We start from the raw sequence: 19,718 nt of genomic DNA, 5'->3' as shown, positions 1-19,718 counted from the left end.
ATTAAATACAATTTATAAGTTAAAAACCAAAAAAATAACAAAAATCGAATCAAATTAACATGTCAGAAAAATTTCAAAGTATTTACGAAAATTCCATAAAAAATCCTGAAAAATTTTGGCAAGAAGCAAGTGAAGATATCTTTTGGTTTAAAAAACCAACAAAAATTTTAAACAAATCCAATCCTCCTTTCTATAAATGGTTCGAAGATGGTGTTACTAACACTTGTTATAATGCTTTGGACGTTCATATTGATCAAGGAAGAGGACAAAAAACAGCTTTAATCTACGATAGTCCTATTACAGGCAACAAATCGAAGTTCACTTATGAGGAACTTAGAGCAAAAGTATCAAGATTTGCAGGTGCTTTAAAACAACAAGGTGTAATTAAAGGAGACAGGGTAATTATTTACATGCCAATGATCCCTGAGGCAGTGATTGCTATGCTTGCTTGTGCAAGAATTGGAGCCATACACTCAGTTGTTTTTGGTGGGTTTGCCTCAAATGAACTTGCAAGCAGAATAGATGATAGTAAAGCAAAGTTATTAGTAACTGCTTCATGTGGTTTTGAACCTGGAAGAACAGTTGAATACAAGCCTCTAGTAGATGAGGCTATAAAAATAGCTAATCATAAAATTGAAAAGATGATTTTGTTTCAAAGACCAGGAAATGAAGTCAAGCTAAATGCTCCAACAGAGATTAGTTGGGAAGAAGCAGTCTCAAATCCAAAAGATGCTGATTGTGTTGAGATGAATTCAAATGAGTTTGCGTACATTCTTTACACATCTGGAACAACTGGAACGCCAAAAGGAATTGTAAGAGATACGGGTGGCCATATCGTTGCTCTAAAATGGACCATGAAGAATATCTATAATATTGATACTGATGATATTTGGTGGTCGGCTAGTGATATTGGTTGGATTGTCGGGCACTCTTATATTGTTTATGCTCCTCTGTTCAAAGGATGCACCACAGTATTATTTGAAGGGAAGCCTGTTGGAACTCCAGATGCTGGTGCTTTTTGGAAAATCATTTCAGATTATAAAGTAAAATCATTATTCACTGCGCCAACTGCATTTAGAGCTATTAAAAAAGAAGATCCAGAGGGTAAATTTTTCTCAAAATATGATTTGTCTAGTTTTGAAAGTTTATTCCTTGCTGGAGAAAGAGCAGATCCAGATACTATCAAGTGGGCAGAGAATTTATTAAAGGTTCCAGTAATTGACCACTGGTGGCAAACTGAGACTAGTTGGGCAATCAGTTCAAATTGTACTGGAATTGAAATGATGGAGACCAAATATGGCTCAGCTTGCAAAGCTGTTCCTGGATATGACGTTAAAATTATTAAACCAGATCAATCATTAGCTAAGCCAAATGAAATGGGAGATATTGTTGTAAAATTACCTTTGCCTCCTGGAACATTTCCTACTCTTTGGAATGCTGATCAAAGATACAAAGAAAACTATATGACCAATTATGAAGGTTATTATCAAACATATGATGCAGGTCACATTGATGATGATGGATACATTTGGATCATGTCTAGAACTGATGACATTATCAATGTTGCTGGTCACAGATTATCAACTGGTGCAATTGAAGAAGTTTTATCTGAACATCAATCAGTAGCTGAATGTGCTGTACTTGGAATTGCAGACAAATTAAAAGGTCAATTACCAATAGGTTTAGTAGTTTTAAAATCAGGTGTTGAAAAAGATAATGAAACTATCTCAAAAGAATGTGTGCAAATGGTTAGAGATAAAATTGGCCCTGTTGCTGCATTTAAGACGGTTATAGTTATAAAAAGATTACCAAAAACAAGATCAGGAAAAATTTTAAGAGGAACAATAAGAAAAATTGCGGATGGTGTTGATTATAAAATTCCACCAACAATCGATGATCCAGCAATACTAAACGAAATTAAAGAAGATTTAGTAAGTCATAAAATTTTAAATAATGATTAAAACTTATATATTTTTAATTGCTGCAATTTTTTGTGAAGTTGCTGGAACAATGTTACTACCAGTTTCTCAAAACTTTACCAAAGTTATACCTACAGTTGCTTTATCAATTTTTTATCTTTGTGCATTTTATTTATTAACTTTTGTTGTAAACAAACTTCCAATTGCAATTGTTTATGCAACATGGAGTGGTTTGGGAATTTTTACAATTGCCATACTAGGGTATATATTTTTTAAACAAACCTTAGCTTGGCAAGCAACATTAGGATTATTTTTAATTGTAGTAGGAGTAATTCTAGTAAATAGTTTTACTGTTAAGCTTAACTAAATTGTAAAGGAGCCCCTTCTGGGTCTCCTAAAATTTTCCCATCTTGCATTTTAATTTTTCCTGCAATGATAGTATGGGTGGGTGTTCCTTTAAATTTAAATCCATCAAATGGAGACCATTTACATTTGCTCTCAATATTTTCATTTTTGATTTCGATTGTTTTGTTCATATCAACAATTGTAAAATCAGCATCATACCCTTCTTTAATAAAACCTTTATTTTTAATTCCAAAAATTTTAACTGGATTTTCACAAACGAAGTTCATCAATTGATTTAAACTAAGCTTTCCATCATTAATGTGATTTAACATTACTGGCATTAAAGTTTGAACACCTGGCATCCCTGATGGAGTATTTGGGTAAACTTTATCTTTATTTTCTTTTAAATGAGGCGCATGATCTGATCCAATGGTATCATTGAAGTTGTTTCTGACCCCGTACCACAATCTATCATAATGAGATTTATTCCTTAATGGTGGATTCATTTGAGCATATGTTCCAAGTTTGTCATAACAATCTGGAGCATAAAGAGTTAAATGCTGAGGAGTTATCTCAAAAGTAATGTTTCCCTTATGCTGAGATAGAAAATCAATTTCTTCTTTGGTTGTTATATGAAGAACATGTGCTTTTTTATTATGTTTTTCTGCAATTCTTACAATTCTTCTTGTGGATGCTATTGCGCACTCTGCACTTCTCCATATTGGATGTGTGTGAACATCTCCATCTTTAATTAATTTTTTATTAATTTTTAATATCGCTTCATCTTCAGAATGAACTGCAACAACTTTTGAAGCGTTTTGAAAAACTTTATCTATATCGTCTTCTTCGGCAACCAATAAATTTCCTGTGGAAGATCCTGCAAATAACTTAATTCCACAACAACCCTCCAAATCTTTTAAGCTAGCTAAATCATCTGCATTATCGGCAGTTGCGCCAAAGTAAAAAGCGTAATTGCAATACATTCTATTTTTAGCGAGATCTAGTTTTCTTTGAAACTCTTTCATGTTTGAAGTTGGAGGATTAGTGTTTGGCATCTCAAATACACTAGTTATCCCCCCTGCTATTGCTGCCCTACTCCCTGAATGAAGATCTTCAGTATCAATTGATCCAGGTTCTCTAAAATGTGTTTGGGTATCTATACAACCAGGTAAAACTGTTTGACCTTCAGCATTGATTGTCTCTTTTGCTTGATCTGAAATTTGACCAATCTTTTGAATTTTTCTATCTTTTATTGCAACATCAATACCTTTTAATTCACCATCGATGTAACATTGTCCGTTTTTAATTATAAGATCTAACATTTTGAGAAATTGTTATTATATTACAATCAATAATTAATCAATTATGAATATAAAAAACGTTTACATTTTAGAAGATAGAGCAATTCTTTATATTAACGGAGAAGATGCAAAAGAGTTTCTTCAAAATCTTATTAGTAACGATATAAACAAAGTAAGCGATGTAAATAGTTGTTTTAGTTCTTTACTTACACCCCAAGGGAAATTTTTATACGAATTTATAATCGTAAAACACAAGTCTGGATATATTTTGGATTGCGAAAAACCACAGGCAGAAGAATTATTCAAACAATTATCCCTATATAAGTTAAGATCGAAAGTTGAAATTCTTAATTTAAGTAATGAATTTGTTGTAGCAGCATTTTCTCATGAAAAATTCTTAACTTTTGATGGAGTAAAAGATCAACCTGGATGCACAATTAAATATAGAGAAGATCCAATATTTTTAGATCCAAGAAATAAGAATTTGGGTGCTAGATTAATTATTAATTTAGAAAAACTATATTTATCTTTAAAAAAACTAGATCTTCATGATGCTAATATTGGGGAATATTATTCATTAAGTCATAGTCTTGGAATAGTTCCAAAAGATTTGAACAAATTACAGGATAAATTATTTGGTATTGAATGTAATTTTGAAGAATTGAATGGAATTGATTTCAAAAAAGGCTGTTATGTTGGCCAAGAAAATACAGCTAGAATCAAATTAAAAAATAAACTTTCGAAAAGATTGATGCCTATCAAGATTATTGAAGGAAAATTAAATGAAGGAGAAAGTATTTTTAATAATGAAAATGAAATAGGTAAAGTGTTAATAGATAATGATTACCCCTTTGCTTTAATTAAATTTTTAGATGAAAACTTTGATGAAAAACTTGAATTTAAAACTAAAGAAGCTTCAATAAGTATAAAAAAACCTGAATGGATTAGTTAAAATTGAAATTTGGTGCGGTCGGAGAGACTCGAACTCTCATGGACTTAGTCCACACGGCCCTCAACCGTGCCTGTCTACCAATTTCAGCACGACCGCGATATGTCTCATAATAAATGAATGACAAGTATGTTTCAAATTGGTAAAAAACTTCATGGAATTTACACAAGAAGTACGTAAAGCAACAGATCCAATTTACCAAAAGATTTCAAAGGTCATGCCTGAAATAGAGTGGTCAGTGCACGCACCGTACATACATAAAATTAATAAATTAAAAAAAGAAAAGAACGCAGTTATTTTAGCTCACAACTATCAAACACCAGAAATTTATCATGGTGTTGCTGATTTCTCTGCAGACTCACTTGCGCTAGCTATAGAAGCATCAAAAACTTCAGCAGACATAATTCTAATGGCAGGAGTTCACTTTATGGCTGAAACAGCAAAATTAATGAGCCCTAATAAAAAAGTAATTTTACCTGATATGGAAGCGGGATGTTCTTTATCATCCTCAATTACTGGTAAGGATGTGAGATTACTAAAAGAGAAATACCCAGGTGTTCCAGTAGTATCATACGTAAATACTTCAGCTGAAGTAAAAGCTGAAACAGATGTTTGTTGTACATCAGCAAATGCAGTAAAAATTGTTAAATCTCTTGGAGTAAAAAAAGTTATATTTTTACCTGACGATTACCTTGCAAAGTACGTTGCATCTCAAACTGATGTAGAAATTATATCCTGGAAAGGAATTTGTATAGTACACGACCAATTTAATAAAAAAGAAATTGAAGATATTAGAAAAAACAACCCTGGAATAAAAATTATTGCTCATCCAGAGTGTCCACCAGATGTAATCGAAGCTAGTGATTTTGCAGGATCCACTTCTGGAATGATTAAATATGTAAAAGACAATCAACCAAAAAAAGTAATGATGGTTACTGAATGTTCAATGAGTGACAACATTCAAATAGAAAATCCAAATGTAGATTTTGTTAAACCATGCAATATGTGTCCACATATGAAAAAAATTACTTTACCTAAAATTTTAGATTGTTTGGAAAATGAAACTGGCGAAATTATTATGGACAAAGAAACAATAGAAAAAGCGAGAATATCTGTAGAGAGAATGGCAGCTATTGGCAGATAATTAAGTGTCAAAAATTAAATTAAGCAAAGAATTTATCAAAAGTACTGTTAAGTTAGCTCTAAACGAAGATCTGTATCCCTCAGGAGATATCACTTCAGCATTAATTAATAACGATAAAGTTGTAACCGTTAAATTAATATCAAATCAAAATGCAGTTGTTGCTGGATTATTATTTGTTAAACAAACTTTTTGCTTAATTGATAATAAAATAAAATTCATTGTCAAAAAAAAAGACGGATCGAAAATTAAAAAAGGTTCTATAATCGCTTTGATAAAAGGTAAGGCAAAAAATATTTTGATTGCAGAAAGAGTTGCTCTAAACTTTTTGTCACATATTTCTGGAATAGCAACAAAGACAAATGAATTTGTTAGATTAGCTGGAAAAAAAACTAAAATTTGCTGTACAAGAAAAACAATTCCAAACCTTAGGGTGATCCAAAAATATGCCGTTAAGTTAGGAGGAGGGACAAACCATAGATTTAATTTAAGTGATGAATATTTAATAAAAGACAACCACATCGCAAGTTCAGATTTAAAAACTTTAGTTATTAAGGCAATTAAAAATAAAAAAGGAAAAAAAATCACAGTAGAGGTTGATACAATTAATCAACTTAGATCAATTTTAGGATTAAAGTTTAATACTATTCTTCTAGACAATATGAGTATAAAAAATTTAAAAATTGCAGTTAAAATTGCTAAAAAGTATTATGAAACAGAAGCCTCTGGAAATGTTAATTTGAGAACCGTTAAAGCAATTGCTTCAACAGGAGTTAACAGAATTTCTGTAGGAAGCATTACTCATAGTGCTGCTGCAGTTGATTTTAAATTGGAAATTTAATTTACAAACTTAGAGAGATCCGGCTTAAAATAGTTAGGACCTTTCATAACTTTTCCTGCTTGATTATAAATTGGCTTTCCATTTTCATCTAATTTGCTCATATTTGAATTTTGAACTTCATCAAAACATTTATCTAAATCAATTCCAAAAGCATGTCCTGCTCCGTAAGTTACATATAGAATATCAGTTAAAGCATCAGCAACTTCAATTAAATCTTTATTATTCATAGCTTCTGTAAGCTCTTCCAATTCCTCTTTAATTAGATCTATTCTTAATTTATTTATCTTATCAGTGCTAAAAGATGGCTTAGTTTTAACATCTTGACCAAAGGTTTTCATAAAAATTCCAACTTTACTAAAATTCGACATATTGCTCCTGTAAGTTTTTTAAAATTTATTGTATTAATATAATTATTTGTACTTAAAAATTAATCAATGAAATTAAGAAAAGAATTTGACAGTATTGGAAGTATAAATGTACCCAATGACAAGTACTGGGGTGCATCAACTCAAAGATCAAAAAAATTTTTTAACATTGGAAAAATTTTAGTTAATATTTCTATAATAAAATCTATTGCTATTATTAAAAGATCAGCAGCAATAGTTCATGCTAAAGATAAATTAATTAGTGGCAAGATCTCAAAAGCAATTATCAAAGCTTCAGATGAAGTGATAAAAGGAAAATTAGATGAAAATTTTCCTTTGAAAGTTTGGCAAACAGGCTCTGGAACTCAAACAAACATGAATGTGAACGAGGTAATTGCCAATAGAGCTATTGAAATTTTAGGGGGAAAGAAAGGAACTAAAAAACCTGTACATCCAAATGATCATGTAAACAAATCTCAATCTACCAATGATGTTTTTCCAACTGCAATGCATATTTCTGTAGCTACACAATCTTTAACTAAAATGTTGCCAAGTTTAAAAATCTTAGAAAAAGAATTACAGAAAAAATCTATAGAATTTAAAAAAATAGTTAAAATTGGAAGAACTCATCTTCAAGATGCAACTCCATTATCTCTTGGTCAAGAATTTTCTGGATATCATGCTCAATTAAAAAAATGTATTGAAAGAATCGAATATGCTTTGAAAGAAATTCTATTTTTAGCTCAGGGTGGAACAGCTGTTGGAACAGGAATAAATTCAAAAAAAAACTTTGATAAAAAAATTATTAAAGAAATCTCAAAATTTACTAAAATAAAATTTAAAACTGCACCAAATAAATTTGCTGAACTTGCAGCACACGATGCAATAGTAAATTTTTCTGGAACATTGAATACATGTGCTGTTGCGCTAATGAAAATTTCAAATGATATAAGATTTCTGGGATCTGGACCTCGTGCTGGATATGGAGAATTAATACTACCTGAAAATGAACCTGGATCATCAATAATGCCTGGAAAAGTAAATCCAACTCAGTGTGAAGCAGTTACGATGGTATGTGCAAACGTCATTGGAAATCACAATGGAATTACAATGGCGGGAACACATGGTCATTTTGAATTGAATGTATTTAAGCCATTAATTGCCCATAACATTTTACAATCTGTTGACTTATTAGCTGACAGTACAAAAAATTTTGCGCTTTATTGTGTTAAAGGAATTAAAGCTAACAAAAAGAGAATAAAAGAGCATTTAGATAATTCTTTAATGTTAGTAACAGCTTTAGCTCCACATATTGGTTATGATAACGCTGCAAAAATTGCGAAGACAGCTTTGAAGAACAACACAACACTTAAACATGAAACATTAAAAACAGGATTAATAAGTGAAAAAGACTATGAGAGAATTGTTGATCCTAAGAAAATGATTTATCCTACATAATTTTTTATTACTTCATTCAATAGATTTTTGAGATAAATTTTATTTTGCAAGTTGTTATCTTTTAGTAAAATATCATCAGAAGTATAATCAGATTTTTCAAGTGTTTTTCCGTCTACCTTGATATTCTTTACTTTGATATTTTTTTCATCAAATAAATAGGTAAAGTTAATATTAACTTTACTAATCTTTTTTCTCAAATTTTTTGGAGTAAGTAAGAATTTGTAAAGTTCATCAGCATTATTTATATTAATTTCAACGTTAGAATCTAAAATTAATTTTCCTTCTTTCACAAATATTAAGCTATCTAAAAATTCAAAATCAATATTATTTTTCCATGTCATTTTGGATTGATCAATATCTACTAAACCTTCTTGAATTTTTGATTTTATTAAAACATTTTTGAAATCAGCAAATTGTTTAATGCTGTTCCCAGAAATAATTAAATAAAAATCAATATTTTTATTGTTTAAAATTTCGGTTTTTAGAAGCTCTTTAATAATCGCATTTGACGAAAACAAAGAGGAAAGATGTAGTTTATTCGTATTACCTGTTATATTTGCATAAAACGGCTTTAAATTAAATCTACCTGTATAAGAAAACTCAGGATTTTGTTTTTTATCAAAAAATTTAAACTCAAACAAATCATTTTTATATTGATACTCAAACAAGTTTTTTGAGTTTAGTAAATTTATTTCTGAAAAACCTAAATAATTTGTATCATCATATGAAGTTTGATTGTCTATTTCCAATCTTAAACTTTCTATATTTATTTTAGAGTGTATTGTTTTTTCAATTTTATTATCAAAAACTTTGATTGAATAAGGTAAATTAAATATTTCATTATTTGCATAAAGCATATTTTTAATTTCTTTAGGATCGAAAAAATATTTTGCGTTTTTGATATTATTAATAAATAAAACTTCATTTTCTAAACTTCTAAAAAAAACATTACTTTTTAATATTTCAAATTTAAAATCATTAAAATTACCATTTAATAAATTATAAAAAAAATTATTATTTTCTTTGTTTAAGTTAAAATTTCCTTCTTCTAAGATGACATGATTTAATTTTATATTTTTTAAAGAAAATAGATTTTCTAAAGAGACATATACTTTAAGTTTTTTTATTTCTGCAATTTTATCTTTTTCAGAATTAATTGAGGAATTATTTGTAGTAAAATGAGGTCTTGGTAAAAATTTATAATCTAAATCTTCTTGAAAATTAAACTCTAGGTTTAATTTGTTTTTTAAATTTTTTTTAATTTCTAAAGCTACTTCCTCTTTGTTATGAATGTTTGGGAATGAAAGATATGATAAAAATAAAATAATTAGTGCGACAATAGATAAAAATATTTTATTGTTAATTAATAAATTTTTAAAGTTATCAACATTTAACTTGTTTAAATTTTTCTCTAATAGATTATTAATAAATTTACTGAATTTTTTATTAAAATTGGCAATTAATTTAAGATTATTCATTTTAAGTAGTAATCTTATAAAACATTATTTTGAATGACAAATAGAGAATATTTAAATGGTTTAAATGAAGCTCAAAAGGATGCTGTAATGCATCTAGATGGTCCTCTTTTAATAGTAGCTGGCGCAGGTTCAGGAAAAACTAAAGTTCTAACATCAAGAATAGCAAATATAATTAAGGAAAAAAAAGCTTTTCCTAATCAAATTCTTGCAGTCACTTTTACAAATAAAGCTGCTAAAGAAATGCAAAATAGAGTTAGTAAAATTTTAGGATCTGCTGCTGTTGGTCTTTCTTGGTTAGGAACTTTTCATTCAATTTGTGCGAAATTATTAAGAAAACATGCTTCAGCTGCACAATTAAACTCAAATTTCACTATTATAGATACTGACGATCAGATTAGATTAATAAAAAATATATGCAAAGCAGAAAATATCGATATCAAACAATTATCTCCAAGATTTATACTGGCAATAATAGATAGATGGAAGAATAAAGGTTTTTATCCTGGCGAAGTAATTATAAATAAAAAAGACATTTATGAGAAAACTGTTCTTCCACTATACAAAATATATCAACAAAAATTAACTGATTTAAATTCCTGCGATTTTGGAGATTTGATTTTACATACAGTAAAAATTTTAGAATTTAATCCTGATATTAGAGAAATATATTCTAAAAATTTTAAATACATTTTAGTTGACGAATATCAAGATACAAATTTTATTCAAAGTAAATGGCTTAATCTTCTATCTGAAAAAAATAAAAATATTTGCTGTGTTGGTGATGACGATCAATCAATATATAGCTGGAGAGGTGCTGAGATTAAAAACTTTTTAGAATTTGATCAAGTTTATGAGAATACAAAAGTAATAAGATTAGAACAAAATTATAGATCCTCACAGAATATTTTATCAGTTGCTTCAAACCTTATTTCGAATAATCAAAATAGAGTTGGAAAAACATTGATTACTACAATGGAAGAAGGTGATTTAGTTCAATTAAACTGTTTTAAAAATGGTAAAGATGAAGCAGTTGGAGTTTCAGATGAAATTGAAAAAAAAATAAAAAAAAAATATTCTTATAATAACATTGCAATTTTAGTTAGAGCCATTTTTCAAACACGTGAATTTGAAGAGCGATTTCTGAAAATTGGTATGCCCTACAGAATATTAGGTGGTACAAAATTTTATGAAAGAGCTGAGATTAAAGATTGTGTTGCATACTTAAGATTAATTCATCAAGAGAAAGATGACTTAGCTTTTGAAAGAATTGTTAACAATCCAAAAAGATCAATAGGTGATAGTACCTTAAAAAACATTCACGAGTTTGCTAAGGAAAATAATTTAAATTTAGAAAGAGCATCAATAAAAATGCTTGAGCAAAATTTAATTAAGCCAAAAGCTAAAATTGGACTTAGCTTGTTTATTAATTCTCTAAACAAATGGAGAAATGACTTAAGCATAAAGAAATCAAATCACATAAAGCTATTACAGATTGTTTTAGATGAGTCTGGTTATTCGGCAATGCTTAAAAATAAAAAAGATTTAGATAATGAAAATAGATTAGAAAATATCAAAGAGTTGTTAAGTGCTATGAAAGAATTTGATAATTTAGAGAGTTTTTTAGAACATGTATCTTTAGCAACCTCAGTTGATCAAGAATGGGATGGTGAAAAAATTAACATGATGACCATGCATGCAGCAAAAGGTTTGGAATTTGATGTTGTATTTTTACCTGGATGGGAAGAAGGATTATTTCCTCATCAAAAATCTATTGAAGAAAAAGGTCAAAATGGTCTAGAAGAAGAAAGACGGCTAGCGTATGTGGGAATTACAAGAGCAAAGAAAAAAGCTATAATTTCTTTCTCAATGAATAGATTTTACCAAGGGGATTGGATAGACAGTATGGCTTCACGTTTCATTGATGAATTGCCAGAAAAGCATTTAGAAAAAAATTCTTTCTTTGATGAAGACATTAACAATGATGATGATTTTGAGTTTAATCAGGATTTTGAAATTGGAGAAGAAACAAGAAGTCCCGGGTGGATAAGATATCAAAAGAGAATTAAATGAGGAAACATATAAAATTATTAAGAAGTAAATTTAAAAAATATGAAATTGATGGCTATATAATTCCAAAAAATGATGATTTTTTTACAGAATATTCAAAATTAAATAGATTAGAAGTTATTTCGAATTTTAGTGGATCTGCTGGTCTAGCTGTAATTCTTAAAAATAAAAATTATTTGTTTACTGATGGAAGATACACAATTCAGAGTAAAATTGAGAGTGGGAAAAATTTTAAAATTTATGGATTTGAAAAATTAATAAATTGTGGTTTATTCAAAAATCTTACACTTGGTATAGATCCAAAGTTATTTACCAATACTCAAATTAAAAATTATTTTTTAAAACACAACAAAATCAAATTTGTTGAAAAAAATCTAATTGATGAGATTAAAAATCAAAAAAAACATACCTCTAAACCATTTTTTTCTTTAGATAAAAATATTGTAGGTGAAAGTATTAATTCAAAATTAAATAAAATAACTAAATACTTAAAAAAAAATAAATCTGATTATATATTTATTAGTGCGCCTGAAAATGTTGCGTGGACTTTAAATATAAGAGGTGGAGATGGCCCCAACAGTCCAGTCCCCAATTCAAGATTGATAGTAAGTAAATCAAAAAAAATTCTACTAATAAGTAATCTTAAAAAATGTAAGCAATTATTAAAAAATAAAATTATTAATAAAGATGAATTTTTAGATATAAATGCTCTACCGAGTAAAATACAACATCTTAAGGGAAAAAACTTTATTATTGATGATAAATCTTGTTCAATATTTTATGAAAATTTAATTAAGTCTAAATTTAAGATCATAAAAAGAGAAGATCCAATTTATCTTTTAAAGGCAATCAAAAATAAAGCTGAGATTAAAAATATGATTAATTCTCATATCTTGGATGGAGTAGCATTAACTAAATTTTTATTTTGGATAAAAAAAATTAATAAAAAAAAAATTACAGAAGTAGAAGCAGCTGAGAAATTAGAAAATTTCAGAAAATTAAATAAAAACTTTCTCTATCCTAGTTTTGATACAATAGCAGGCTCTGGCAAAAATGGTGCCATTGTCCATTATCGTGCAAAGAAAAAAAATTGCCGTGTTATAAATAAGGAAGATATTTTCCTTTGTGATTCTGGAGGTCAATATAAATATGGAACAACTGATGTAACTAGGACAATTTGTTTTTCAAAACAAAAACAAAACATCAAAGATGTTTTTACCAAAGTTTTAAAAGGTCATATTGCTGTAGCTACGACTGATATTAATAAATATGATACTGGTAAAAAAATTGATAAAAGAGCGAGAAAATTTCTAAATAAAAGCAATTTAGATTATGCGCATGGTACAGGGCACGGTGTTGGCTTTTTTCTTAATGTTCATGAAGGTCCTCAATCTATCACAAAAATAAATACAGTAAAAATAAGAGAAGGTATGATTTTAAGTAATGAACCTGGTTATTATAAAACCAATGAATATGGAATTAGGATTGAAAATTTAGTTTATGTTAAAAAAAAAAATAACAATTTGTTATTTCATAATTTAACACTGGCACCTATAGAGAAAGATTTAATAAATTTTGATTTATTAACAATTAATGAAAAAAACTATCTATTTAAATATCATTTAGAAGTTTATTCAAAGATATCAAAATATTTAAATCCAACTGAGAGAAAGTGGTTAGCTAGTTTTATTTAGCATTTTTAAAAATTCAACTTGATCAATGACTTTTATTTTTAACTCTTTTGCATAATCTACTTTCTTTTTAGTAGGTTTTTCTCCAATAATTAAGAAATTTAGTTTTTTAGATACACTGCTAATTGTTTTTCCAGAATTTTCTTCTATTAAAGATTTAACTTCTGCTCTACTAATTCCATTTAATTTTCCAGTAACTAAAAAAGTCATATTTTTTAATATACCATCCTCTGAATTTTGAATAGCATCTTTGATTAACAAAGCTTTTTCTAATTCATTTAAAACTTGTTTGTTAGTTTCATTTGAAAAAAAATTCTTTATTGAATTGACTTGTGTTTCACCAATTCCATCTATGTTAAACATTTCTTCATAATCATTTTGTTTAGATAACTTTTTAAATTCTGAAAATGATATAAAATGTTTAGACAATAATTTTGCATTTTCTAGACCTATATGCCTTATACCAAGAGAATATATAAATCTTTCTAAAGAAATAGTTTTTTTTTGATATATTGAATACTTTAGATTTTGAACAGAAAGCTTACCCCAGCCATCTAAATTTTCAATTTTTGAAAAATCTAAATTAAAAATATCTTGAGGAAATTTAATGAATTTTAATTTCCAAAAATTTTCAACTATTTTTTTACCAAAACCATCTATATTAAAAGCTTCTTTTGAAACAAAATGTTTTAATTTTTCAATTGATACTTTATCACAATAATAACCCTCGCTAGAACATCTCCTTACAGCGTCAACTTTTTTTGTAACATTATTAAATTCTTTAATTGTTTCTGATCCACATGATGGGCAATTTTTTGGAAAAATAAATTTTTTTGAATTTTTTGATCTTTTTTGTTTATCCACTGAAAGTATATGTGGTATTACATCGCCAGCTCTCTCTATAACTGCTGTATCACCTACTCTAATATCTTTTCGATTAATTTCATCTTCATTATGTAATGTTGCATTTGAAACTATAACCCCACCAATATTTATTGGTTTAATTTTTGCAACTGGTGTTAAGGCACCAGTCCTACCTATCTGAATCTCTATATCTAAAATTTTAGATACTGCCTTGTTAGATGAAAATTTATGTGCAATAGCCCATCTTGGAGCATTAGCAACATTACCTAATCTTCTTTGCATAGCAAAATCGTTCACTTTGTAAACTATTCCATCTATATCAAAATCTATGTTTGTTCTTTTTTTTTCAATTTCATTATAATTTTCCATTAAATTTTTAATACCTGTTGCTAACTTATTTAGTGGATTTGTTTTAAATCCCCACTCACTCAATTTTTTAAGAAAATCAGATTGGTTATTAATTTTTAATCCACTCTCATATCCAAATGTATAAGCGATAAATTTTAAGGGTATTTTTTTTGTTTCTTCTGGATTTTTTTGTCTAAGAGAACCAGATGCTGCATTTCTAGGGTTGGCAAACTTTTCATTTAAACTCTTAAAATCACTGTTTTGTATGAATACCTCACCCCTAATTTCAATTTCTTTTGGAAAATCTTTGTGAGAAATTTGTTTGGGAATATCTTTTATTGTTTTAAGGTTTTCAGTTATATCTTCACCTTCTTTTCCATCTCCTCTAGAGAGACCTTTGTGAAATTTGCCATTTTTAAAAGTCAATGAAGCAGATATTCCATCAATTTTAGGCTCAGCACTATATGAAATTTTAAAATCATTTCTTAAAGATAAATAATTTTGAATTTTTTTTTCAAAATTAATTAAATCTTCTTCAGAAAAAGCATTTCCTAAAGATAACATTGGTATTTTATGTAATGATTTTTTAAAATTTTTAGAAGGCTTAAATCCTACACTTTGAGAGGGGGAATACTTAGAAACAAGATAACTAAAATTTTTTTCTAAGTCTAATACCTCTTTTTTAATTTCATCATATTCTTTATCTGAAACTATTGACTTATTTTTATCAAAGTAACTTTCATTATATTTTTTTAATAAATTTACTTTTGAGCTATAAAGTTTTTTGATTTCCTTTTTATCCATTTCATTCAAAGAGCGATTTGAATTTTTTTAATAAACTATTTTGTTTTCTTTTTTTAATTTCATTTTCTTTTTTATTCAGTTCATACATTTTATCAAAAATAGCATATGATTTTTCATACCATTGAGAGGATTGATAATTGTATCCTAAGAGAAATGCATATTTTTTACTTTCTTCCTCAAGACCAAGTAAATAATAAATTTCAACTAATCTATGAAGTGATTCCTCAGCGTAAATTGTTTCATCATATTCATCTACAACAGTCCTAAATCTATTAATTGCAGGAATCCATTTTTTTCTATCAACATAGTATCTGCCTAGATAAACTTCTTTAGAAGCTAAAATATCATTTATTAAATCAATTTTAAATTCAGCATCTATTGCGTATTCAGTACTTGGAAAATTTTCAATTAATGTTTGAAATATTTTTTTTGATTTTAAAATTGATTGTAAATCTTTTTTTTCATCTACTATCTGCTCATAATAAGAAATCCCAAGCAAATAGTAAGCATAAGATAAATTTTTATGGTTAGGATAAATTCTTAAAAACCTTTCTATTTCAGCAATAGTATCCTGATAATAATCTTGTTTATAATATGAATAAGCTGCCATTAATGCAGATTTAGGAGCCCATTCTGATTGTGGAAATAAAATTTCAGCTTCATTGAATTTTTTTGCTGCAAAAAGAACATCGTTCGAATTGAGAGCTTTCATTCCCTCTTCGTAAGCCTCTAGTACTTGCATTTCAAGACTTTCCTCTAATATTACATCTTCTTTAATATTTTTTTTAGAACAAGAAATTAACAAAATCGATACACTTAAAATTAAAAAAATATTTTTAACCCACATGATAAATTTATACTTACTTAAAATAAGTTTTAAAAGAAATGATTAATTTATGCTATCGATCTTAAAAAGTTTCTATTTATTAATGTGTGTGGAAGGTTTTTTTCTTTAATTTCTACTATAGAAAAATTTTCTTTGTTCTCAAAAACCTTTCTTAAAAGTTGATTTGTAAGATAATGGCCGCCTTGTGAACACTTTATGCTAGCAATCATTCTATATCCACATGTATATAAATCACCTATACAATCTAATATCTTGTGGTTAACAAATTCTTTTTTATTTCTTAAACCTTCTGGATTTAAAATTTCTTTATCCTTAACTACTACTGCATTATCTAGACTTCCACCTTTTGCAAGACCATTTTTTTTAATTAACTCAATATCTTCAAACAAACAAAAAGTTCTTGAATTATAAACTTCAGATAAATCATCTTCATAAATTTTGAATTTATTTCGTTGATTTCCAATAATTGGATTTTTATATTTTAATTCAAAATCAATATCTAAACTTAAAGTTGATGGTTTAATATTTATGTATCGGTCACCATCAGAAAAGTTTACTTCCTTATTTATCTTTATTATCTTTATTGGTGATTCAGAGATTTCAATTCCTGCTGAAATAATTTTTTCTATAAAGATTTTTGCAGATCCATCTAGTATAGGAACTTCTTCATTATCAATCTCAATTAATGCGTTATCTATACCCATACCAAATAATGCACACATTAAGTGTTCAATTGTTGAAACCTTTACTCCAAATTCATTTTCAATAGTTGTATTTAAAGATGTGTTGGTGACATTCATAAAATTTGGATAAACCAAATTATTACTTTTTAAGTCCATTCTCTTAAAAACTATACCATTGTTGGGAGATGCTGGTTTAATGCAAACATTGACATCCAGACCACTATGGAGAGAAATTCCACTAAATGAAATGTTATTTTTAATTGTTTTTTGAGTTAAATAAGACACATGATGCTTTTAATTTGAATGTTGGATTAATTAAAAACAACTATTGTTACGAGAAAAAACAAAATTAACTAAATAATTGAAAAAATTTTTCAAAAAAACCAAGTTTTTTTGAGGATTTAGAGATAATTTGAATTTCGTTCTTATTCATACCAACTTTCAAATTATGTGCCATTTGAGAAATATTTAATTGTTTATCAAAGATAAAATCTTTTACATATCCTTTGTCTAAATAATTATTTACTTGAATTTGGTATTTTTTTAAAATGTTTTCAATTTCAAGTATTAATAAATTTGGTATTGAAATAAGTTTAATTTCTAAACAAATTTCATCATTACTAATTTTATCTTGCAAAGAAGAATAACTGACACCATCAATTATATATTTATCAATAATCATATGTATGAGTTTATATTGATTGTAGTTTTCTTTAAATAAATCTTTAACATCTGTAAGCATACTTTCCAAAATTATGTCCGTAATTTCTCCAGTATAATTTTTTTTCTTTATACCTATATTGGAGGTAAGAATTGATTTATTTTCAATTACTATATTTATATTGTTTACAAAATTTCCTGCTAGTTTTTCAATTTTAAAAATATTGTTTTCTAAAAAATCATTTAAAAGATTAAAATCTAATTTTTCTGAAACGCCTCTAAATTTAAATTCTTTTTGATAAATATTTTTATAATTTTTATTATCTAATAAAAATATTTCAAAATTTCCATAAGAAATAATTAAATAAATTTCAAAATCAATTTCTTTATTCATCTAAAATTATAATTTGATTTTTTATTCTAGCATCTACAATTTCTTTATTTTCTAATTTAATATTATTTAAAAAAATTGATATTTTATCTAATGTTTCTTTTTCAATTTTCTCAGGTAATTTAATTACAATATTTGTAGTTAATTCTAGATCCCATCTTTTTGATTTAAAATAATATAGAGATTTTATTTGTGAATAATCAATATTTGACTGATCAATAATTTTTTTTAATTCTAATACCTCTTCTATTTCTGGATTTCCAAATATATACGGCAATTCTATTCCCGAATTATTATTATTTGATAATTTGCCGTTGTTTCCAACTAATAAAAACTTTCCATTTTTATTAATCTTAGCAATAAAATTTGTTTTTTTTATATTTATATCAATTGAATAAGGATATTTTTTTATAATATTGTAATCTTCAACCAATGAATTATTTTCAATAATATTTTGAATGCTTTTTTTATTAATAAAAAAAATATTTTTTAAATCTAAATTATTTAAACTATCAAGTAAAATTTTTTGGTCATTTTCATCTAATCCAAAAATATTAATTTTTTTTACTTTTTCTAATCTTAGATTATTTATTGAATTATTATTTATCGAACCCACTAAAATTAATAAAAAAAAGTAAATTAAGATTTTTTTACTTTTTCTTTGATGCATCTTTTAAAATCCATTCAATTAATTTTAAAAAGTTTATTCCCTTATAAGAGGCTATTTCGGGGACGAGAGATAATTTAGTCATACCTGGTTGAGTGTTAATTTCTAATAGATAAAATTTACCCCTATTATATTTAAAATCCGAACGTGTAACACCAGAACAACCGATGATTTTATGGGCTTTGAGTGCAATATTCATTACGTCATTTAATTTTTTTTTAGACAAATTAACGGGAATTATGTGCTCAGTTTTTGCATTTGTGTTGTACTTTGCTTGATAATCATAAAAAGCTCTTTTGGGTTTTAATTCAATTGCTCCAAGTTTTTTATTACCCATAATTGCTACTTGAATTTCTCTTCCTCCAATAAATTCCTCAATCATAATTTTTTTGTAATCTTTTAATGATTTAACTTTTTGCGTTAGATTAGATTTGTTGCATATAAAAACATTAACACTTGAACCCTCATTTAAAGGTTTTATGACAACAGGAAATTTTAATTTTGACTGAATTTTTTTTATTAAGGTAGATGATTTATAACCATAATTATAAACAAAAAATTTTGGTGTATTAATTTTATTTTTTATAAAAATTTTTTTTGAAATTTCTTTATCCATAGCTAAAGATGAAGCAAAAACACCAGAATGGGTATATGGAATTTTAAATTTCTCTAAAATACTTTGTATATATCCGTCCTCTCCAAATTGACCATGCAATGCATTAAAAATTATATCAGGTTTAAATTTTTTGATATTTAAAGATAAAGATCTATCTGGTTCAGAAATCTGAATTTTATAACCATTTTTTTTCAGTTCTTTGGCAACCTGTTTACCTGTATCAAGACTTATTAATCTCTCCTTTGATATTCCACCTGAAAGTATTAGTATTTTTTTTTTCAAT

The 19,718-nt window shown here is 27.0% G+C and carries 17 protein-coding genes and 1 tRNA gene; 8 read left to right on the top strand and 10 right to left on the bottom strand.

Features of this window, described 5'->3' with window-relative positions:
* Positions 1-59: 59 nt before the first annotated feature.
* On the top strand, positions 60-1,961 hold the full coding sequence (locus tag ACTTA4_RS05390) for a propionyl-CoA synthetase (protein ID WP_440633851.1): 1,902 nt from the start codon (positions 60-62) through the stop codon (positions 1,959-1,961).
* Positions 1,954-2,286, top strand: coding sequence for a DMT family transporter (locus ACTTA4_RS05385; protein WP_440633850.1), 333 nt, complete (start codon positions 1,954-1,956; stop codon positions 2,284-2,286). The genes ACTTA4_RS05390 and ACTTA4_RS05385 overlap by 8 nt, the downstream gene beginning before the upstream one ends.
* Here ACTTA4_RS05385 and ACTTA4_RS05380 read toward each other — a convergent pair.
* On the bottom strand, positions 2,279-3,586 hold the full coding sequence (locus ACTTA4_RS05380; RefSeq protein ID WP_440633849.1) for a dihydroorotase: 1,308 nt from the start codon (positions 3,584-3,586) through the stop codon (positions 2,279-2,281). The two genes, ACTTA4_RS05385 and ACTTA4_RS05380, sit on opposite strands and share 8 nt — an antisense overlap.
* A gap of 43 nt (positions 3,587-3,629) precedes the next feature.
* On the opposite strand from ACTTA4_RS05380, the gene ygfZ reads away from it, so the two are divergent.
* Positions 3,630-4,517, top strand: coding sequence for a CAF17-like 4Fe-4S cluster assembly/insertion protein YgfZ (ygfZ, locus tag ACTTA4_RS05375; RefSeq protein ID WP_440633848.1), 888 nt, complete (start codon positions 3,630-3,632; stop codon positions 4,515-4,517).
* Between the two features lie 10 nt (positions 4,518-4,527).
* Here the strand turns inward: ygfZ and ACTTA4_RS05370 are convergent.
* Positions 4,528-4,613, bottom strand: a tRNA-Leu gene (locus tag ACTTA4_RS05370).
* A gap of 55 nt (positions 4,614-4,668) precedes the next feature.
* On the opposite strand from ACTTA4_RS05370, the gene nadA reads away from it, so the two are divergent.
* Together nadA and nadC are read left to right on the top strand one after the other, a co-directional pair.
* The gene (gene nadA, locus ACTTA4_RS05365) at positions 4,669-5,658 is read left to right on the top strand and encodes a quinolinate synthase NadA (protein ID WP_440633847.1); all 990 of its coding nucleotides are present in this window, start codon (positions 4,669-4,671) and stop codon (positions 5,656-5,658) included.
* A gap of 4 nt (positions 5,659-5,662) precedes the next feature.
* Positions 5,663-6,496 (top strand): carboxylating nicotinate-nucleotide diphosphorylase, encoded by an 834-nt coding sequence (nadC, locus tag ACTTA4_RS05360; protein ID WP_440633846.1) that lies wholly within the window; start codon positions 5,663-5,665, stop codon positions 6,494-6,496.
* Here the strand turns inward: nadC and ACTTA4_RS05355 are convergent.
* Positions 6,493-6,864, bottom strand: a complete 372-nt coding sequence (locus ACTTA4_RS05355) for a phosphoribosyl-ATP diphosphatase (RefSeq protein WP_440633845.1) — start codon at positions 6,862-6,864, stop codon at positions 6,493-6,495. The genes nadC and ACTTA4_RS05355 overlap by 4 nt on opposite strands.
* 66 nt (positions 6,865-6,930) lie before the next feature.
* Between ACTTA4_RS05355 and fumC the strand changes: the two genes are divergently transcribed.
* Positions 6,931-8,319: a class II fumarate hydratase gene (gene fumC / locus ACTTA4_RS05350; RefSeq protein WP_440633844.1), complete on the top strand. Its 1,389-nt coding sequence runs from the start codon at positions 6,931-6,933 to the stop codon at positions 8,317-8,319.
* On the opposite strand, the gene ACTTA4_RS05345 is transcribed toward fumC, so the two are convergent.
* Entirely contained in the window at positions 8,307-9,797 is a 1,491-nt protein-coding gene (locus tag ACTTA4_RS05345) for an AsmA family protein (protein ID WP_440633843.1), read from the bottom strand. The genes fumC and ACTTA4_RS05345 overlap by 13 nt on opposite strands.
* A 33-nt stretch (positions 9,798-9,830) precedes the next feature.
* Between ACTTA4_RS05345 and ACTTA4_RS05340 the strand changes: the two genes are divergently transcribed.
* On the top strand, positions 9,831-11,867 hold the full coding sequence (locus ACTTA4_RS05340) for an ATP-dependent helicase (protein ID WP_440633842.1): 2,037 nt from the start codon (positions 9,831-9,833) through the stop codon (positions 11,865-11,867).
* Positions 11,864-13,558, top strand: a complete 1,695-nt coding sequence (locus ACTTA4_RS05335; protein WP_440633841.1) for a M24 family metallopeptidase — start codon at positions 11,864-11,866, stop codon at positions 13,556-13,558. The genes ACTTA4_RS05340 and ACTTA4_RS05335 overlap by 4 nt, the downstream gene beginning before the upstream one ends.
* On the opposite strand, the gene ligA is transcribed toward ACTTA4_RS05335, so the two are convergent.
* The 6 genes from ligA to ACTTA4_RS05305 form a co-directional block, all read right to left on the bottom strand.
* Positions 13,541-15,571, bottom strand: coding sequence for an NAD-dependent DNA ligase LigA (ligA, locus tag ACTTA4_RS05330; RefSeq protein ID WP_440633840.1), 2,031 nt, complete (start codon positions 15,569-15,571; stop codon positions 13,541-13,543). The genes ACTTA4_RS05335 and ligA overlap by 18 nt on opposite strands.
* Before the next feature lies 1 nt (position 15,572).
* Complete coding sequence (locus ACTTA4_RS05325; RefSeq protein ID WP_440633839.1) at positions 15,573-16,418, bottom strand: outer membrane protein assembly factor BamD; 846 nt, start codon at positions 16,416-16,418, stop codon at positions 15,573-15,575.
* A gap of 47 nt (positions 16,419-16,465) precedes the next feature.
* Positions 16,466-17,386 carry a UDP-3-O-acyl-N-acetylglucosamine deacetylase gene (lpxC, locus tag ACTTA4_RS05320; protein WP_440633838.1) on the bottom strand — a complete coding sequence of 307 codons (921 nt, stop codon included), beginning with the start codon at positions 17,384-17,386 and terminating at the stop codon, positions 16,466-16,468.
* Between the two features lie 64 nt (positions 17,387-17,450).
* Positions 17,451-18,155, bottom strand: a complete 705-nt coding sequence (locus ACTTA4_RS05315; RefSeq protein WP_440633837.1) for a hypothetical protein — start codon at positions 18,153-18,155, stop codon at positions 17,451-17,453.
* The gene (locus tag ACTTA4_RS05310; RefSeq protein ID WP_440633836.1) at positions 18,148-18,822 is read right to left on the bottom strand and encodes a cell division protein FtsQ/DivIB; all 675 of its coding nucleotides are present in this window, start codon (positions 18,820-18,822) and stop codon (positions 18,148-18,150) included. The genes ACTTA4_RS05315 and ACTTA4_RS05310 overlap by 8 nt, the downstream gene beginning before the upstream one ends.
* A complete protein-coding gene (locus ACTTA4_RS05305) occupies positions 18,803-19,717 on the bottom strand; it encodes a D-alanine--D-alanine ligase (protein ID WP_440633835.1) in 915 nt (304 codons plus the stop codon). Before ACTTA4_RS05305 ends, ACTTA4_RS05310 begins: the two co-directional genes overlap by 20 nt.
* Between the last annotated feature and the right edge of the window lies 1 nt (position 19,718).

Origin of the sequence: Candidatus Pelagibacter sp. HIMB1485 (assembly GCF_052048055.1) — a bacterium.
Taxonomy (GTDB): Bacteria; Pseudomonadota; Alphaproteobacteria; order Pelagibacterales; family Pelagibacteraceae; genus Pelagibacter.
This window is presented reverse-complemented; position numbering and strand designations above follow the sequence as displayed.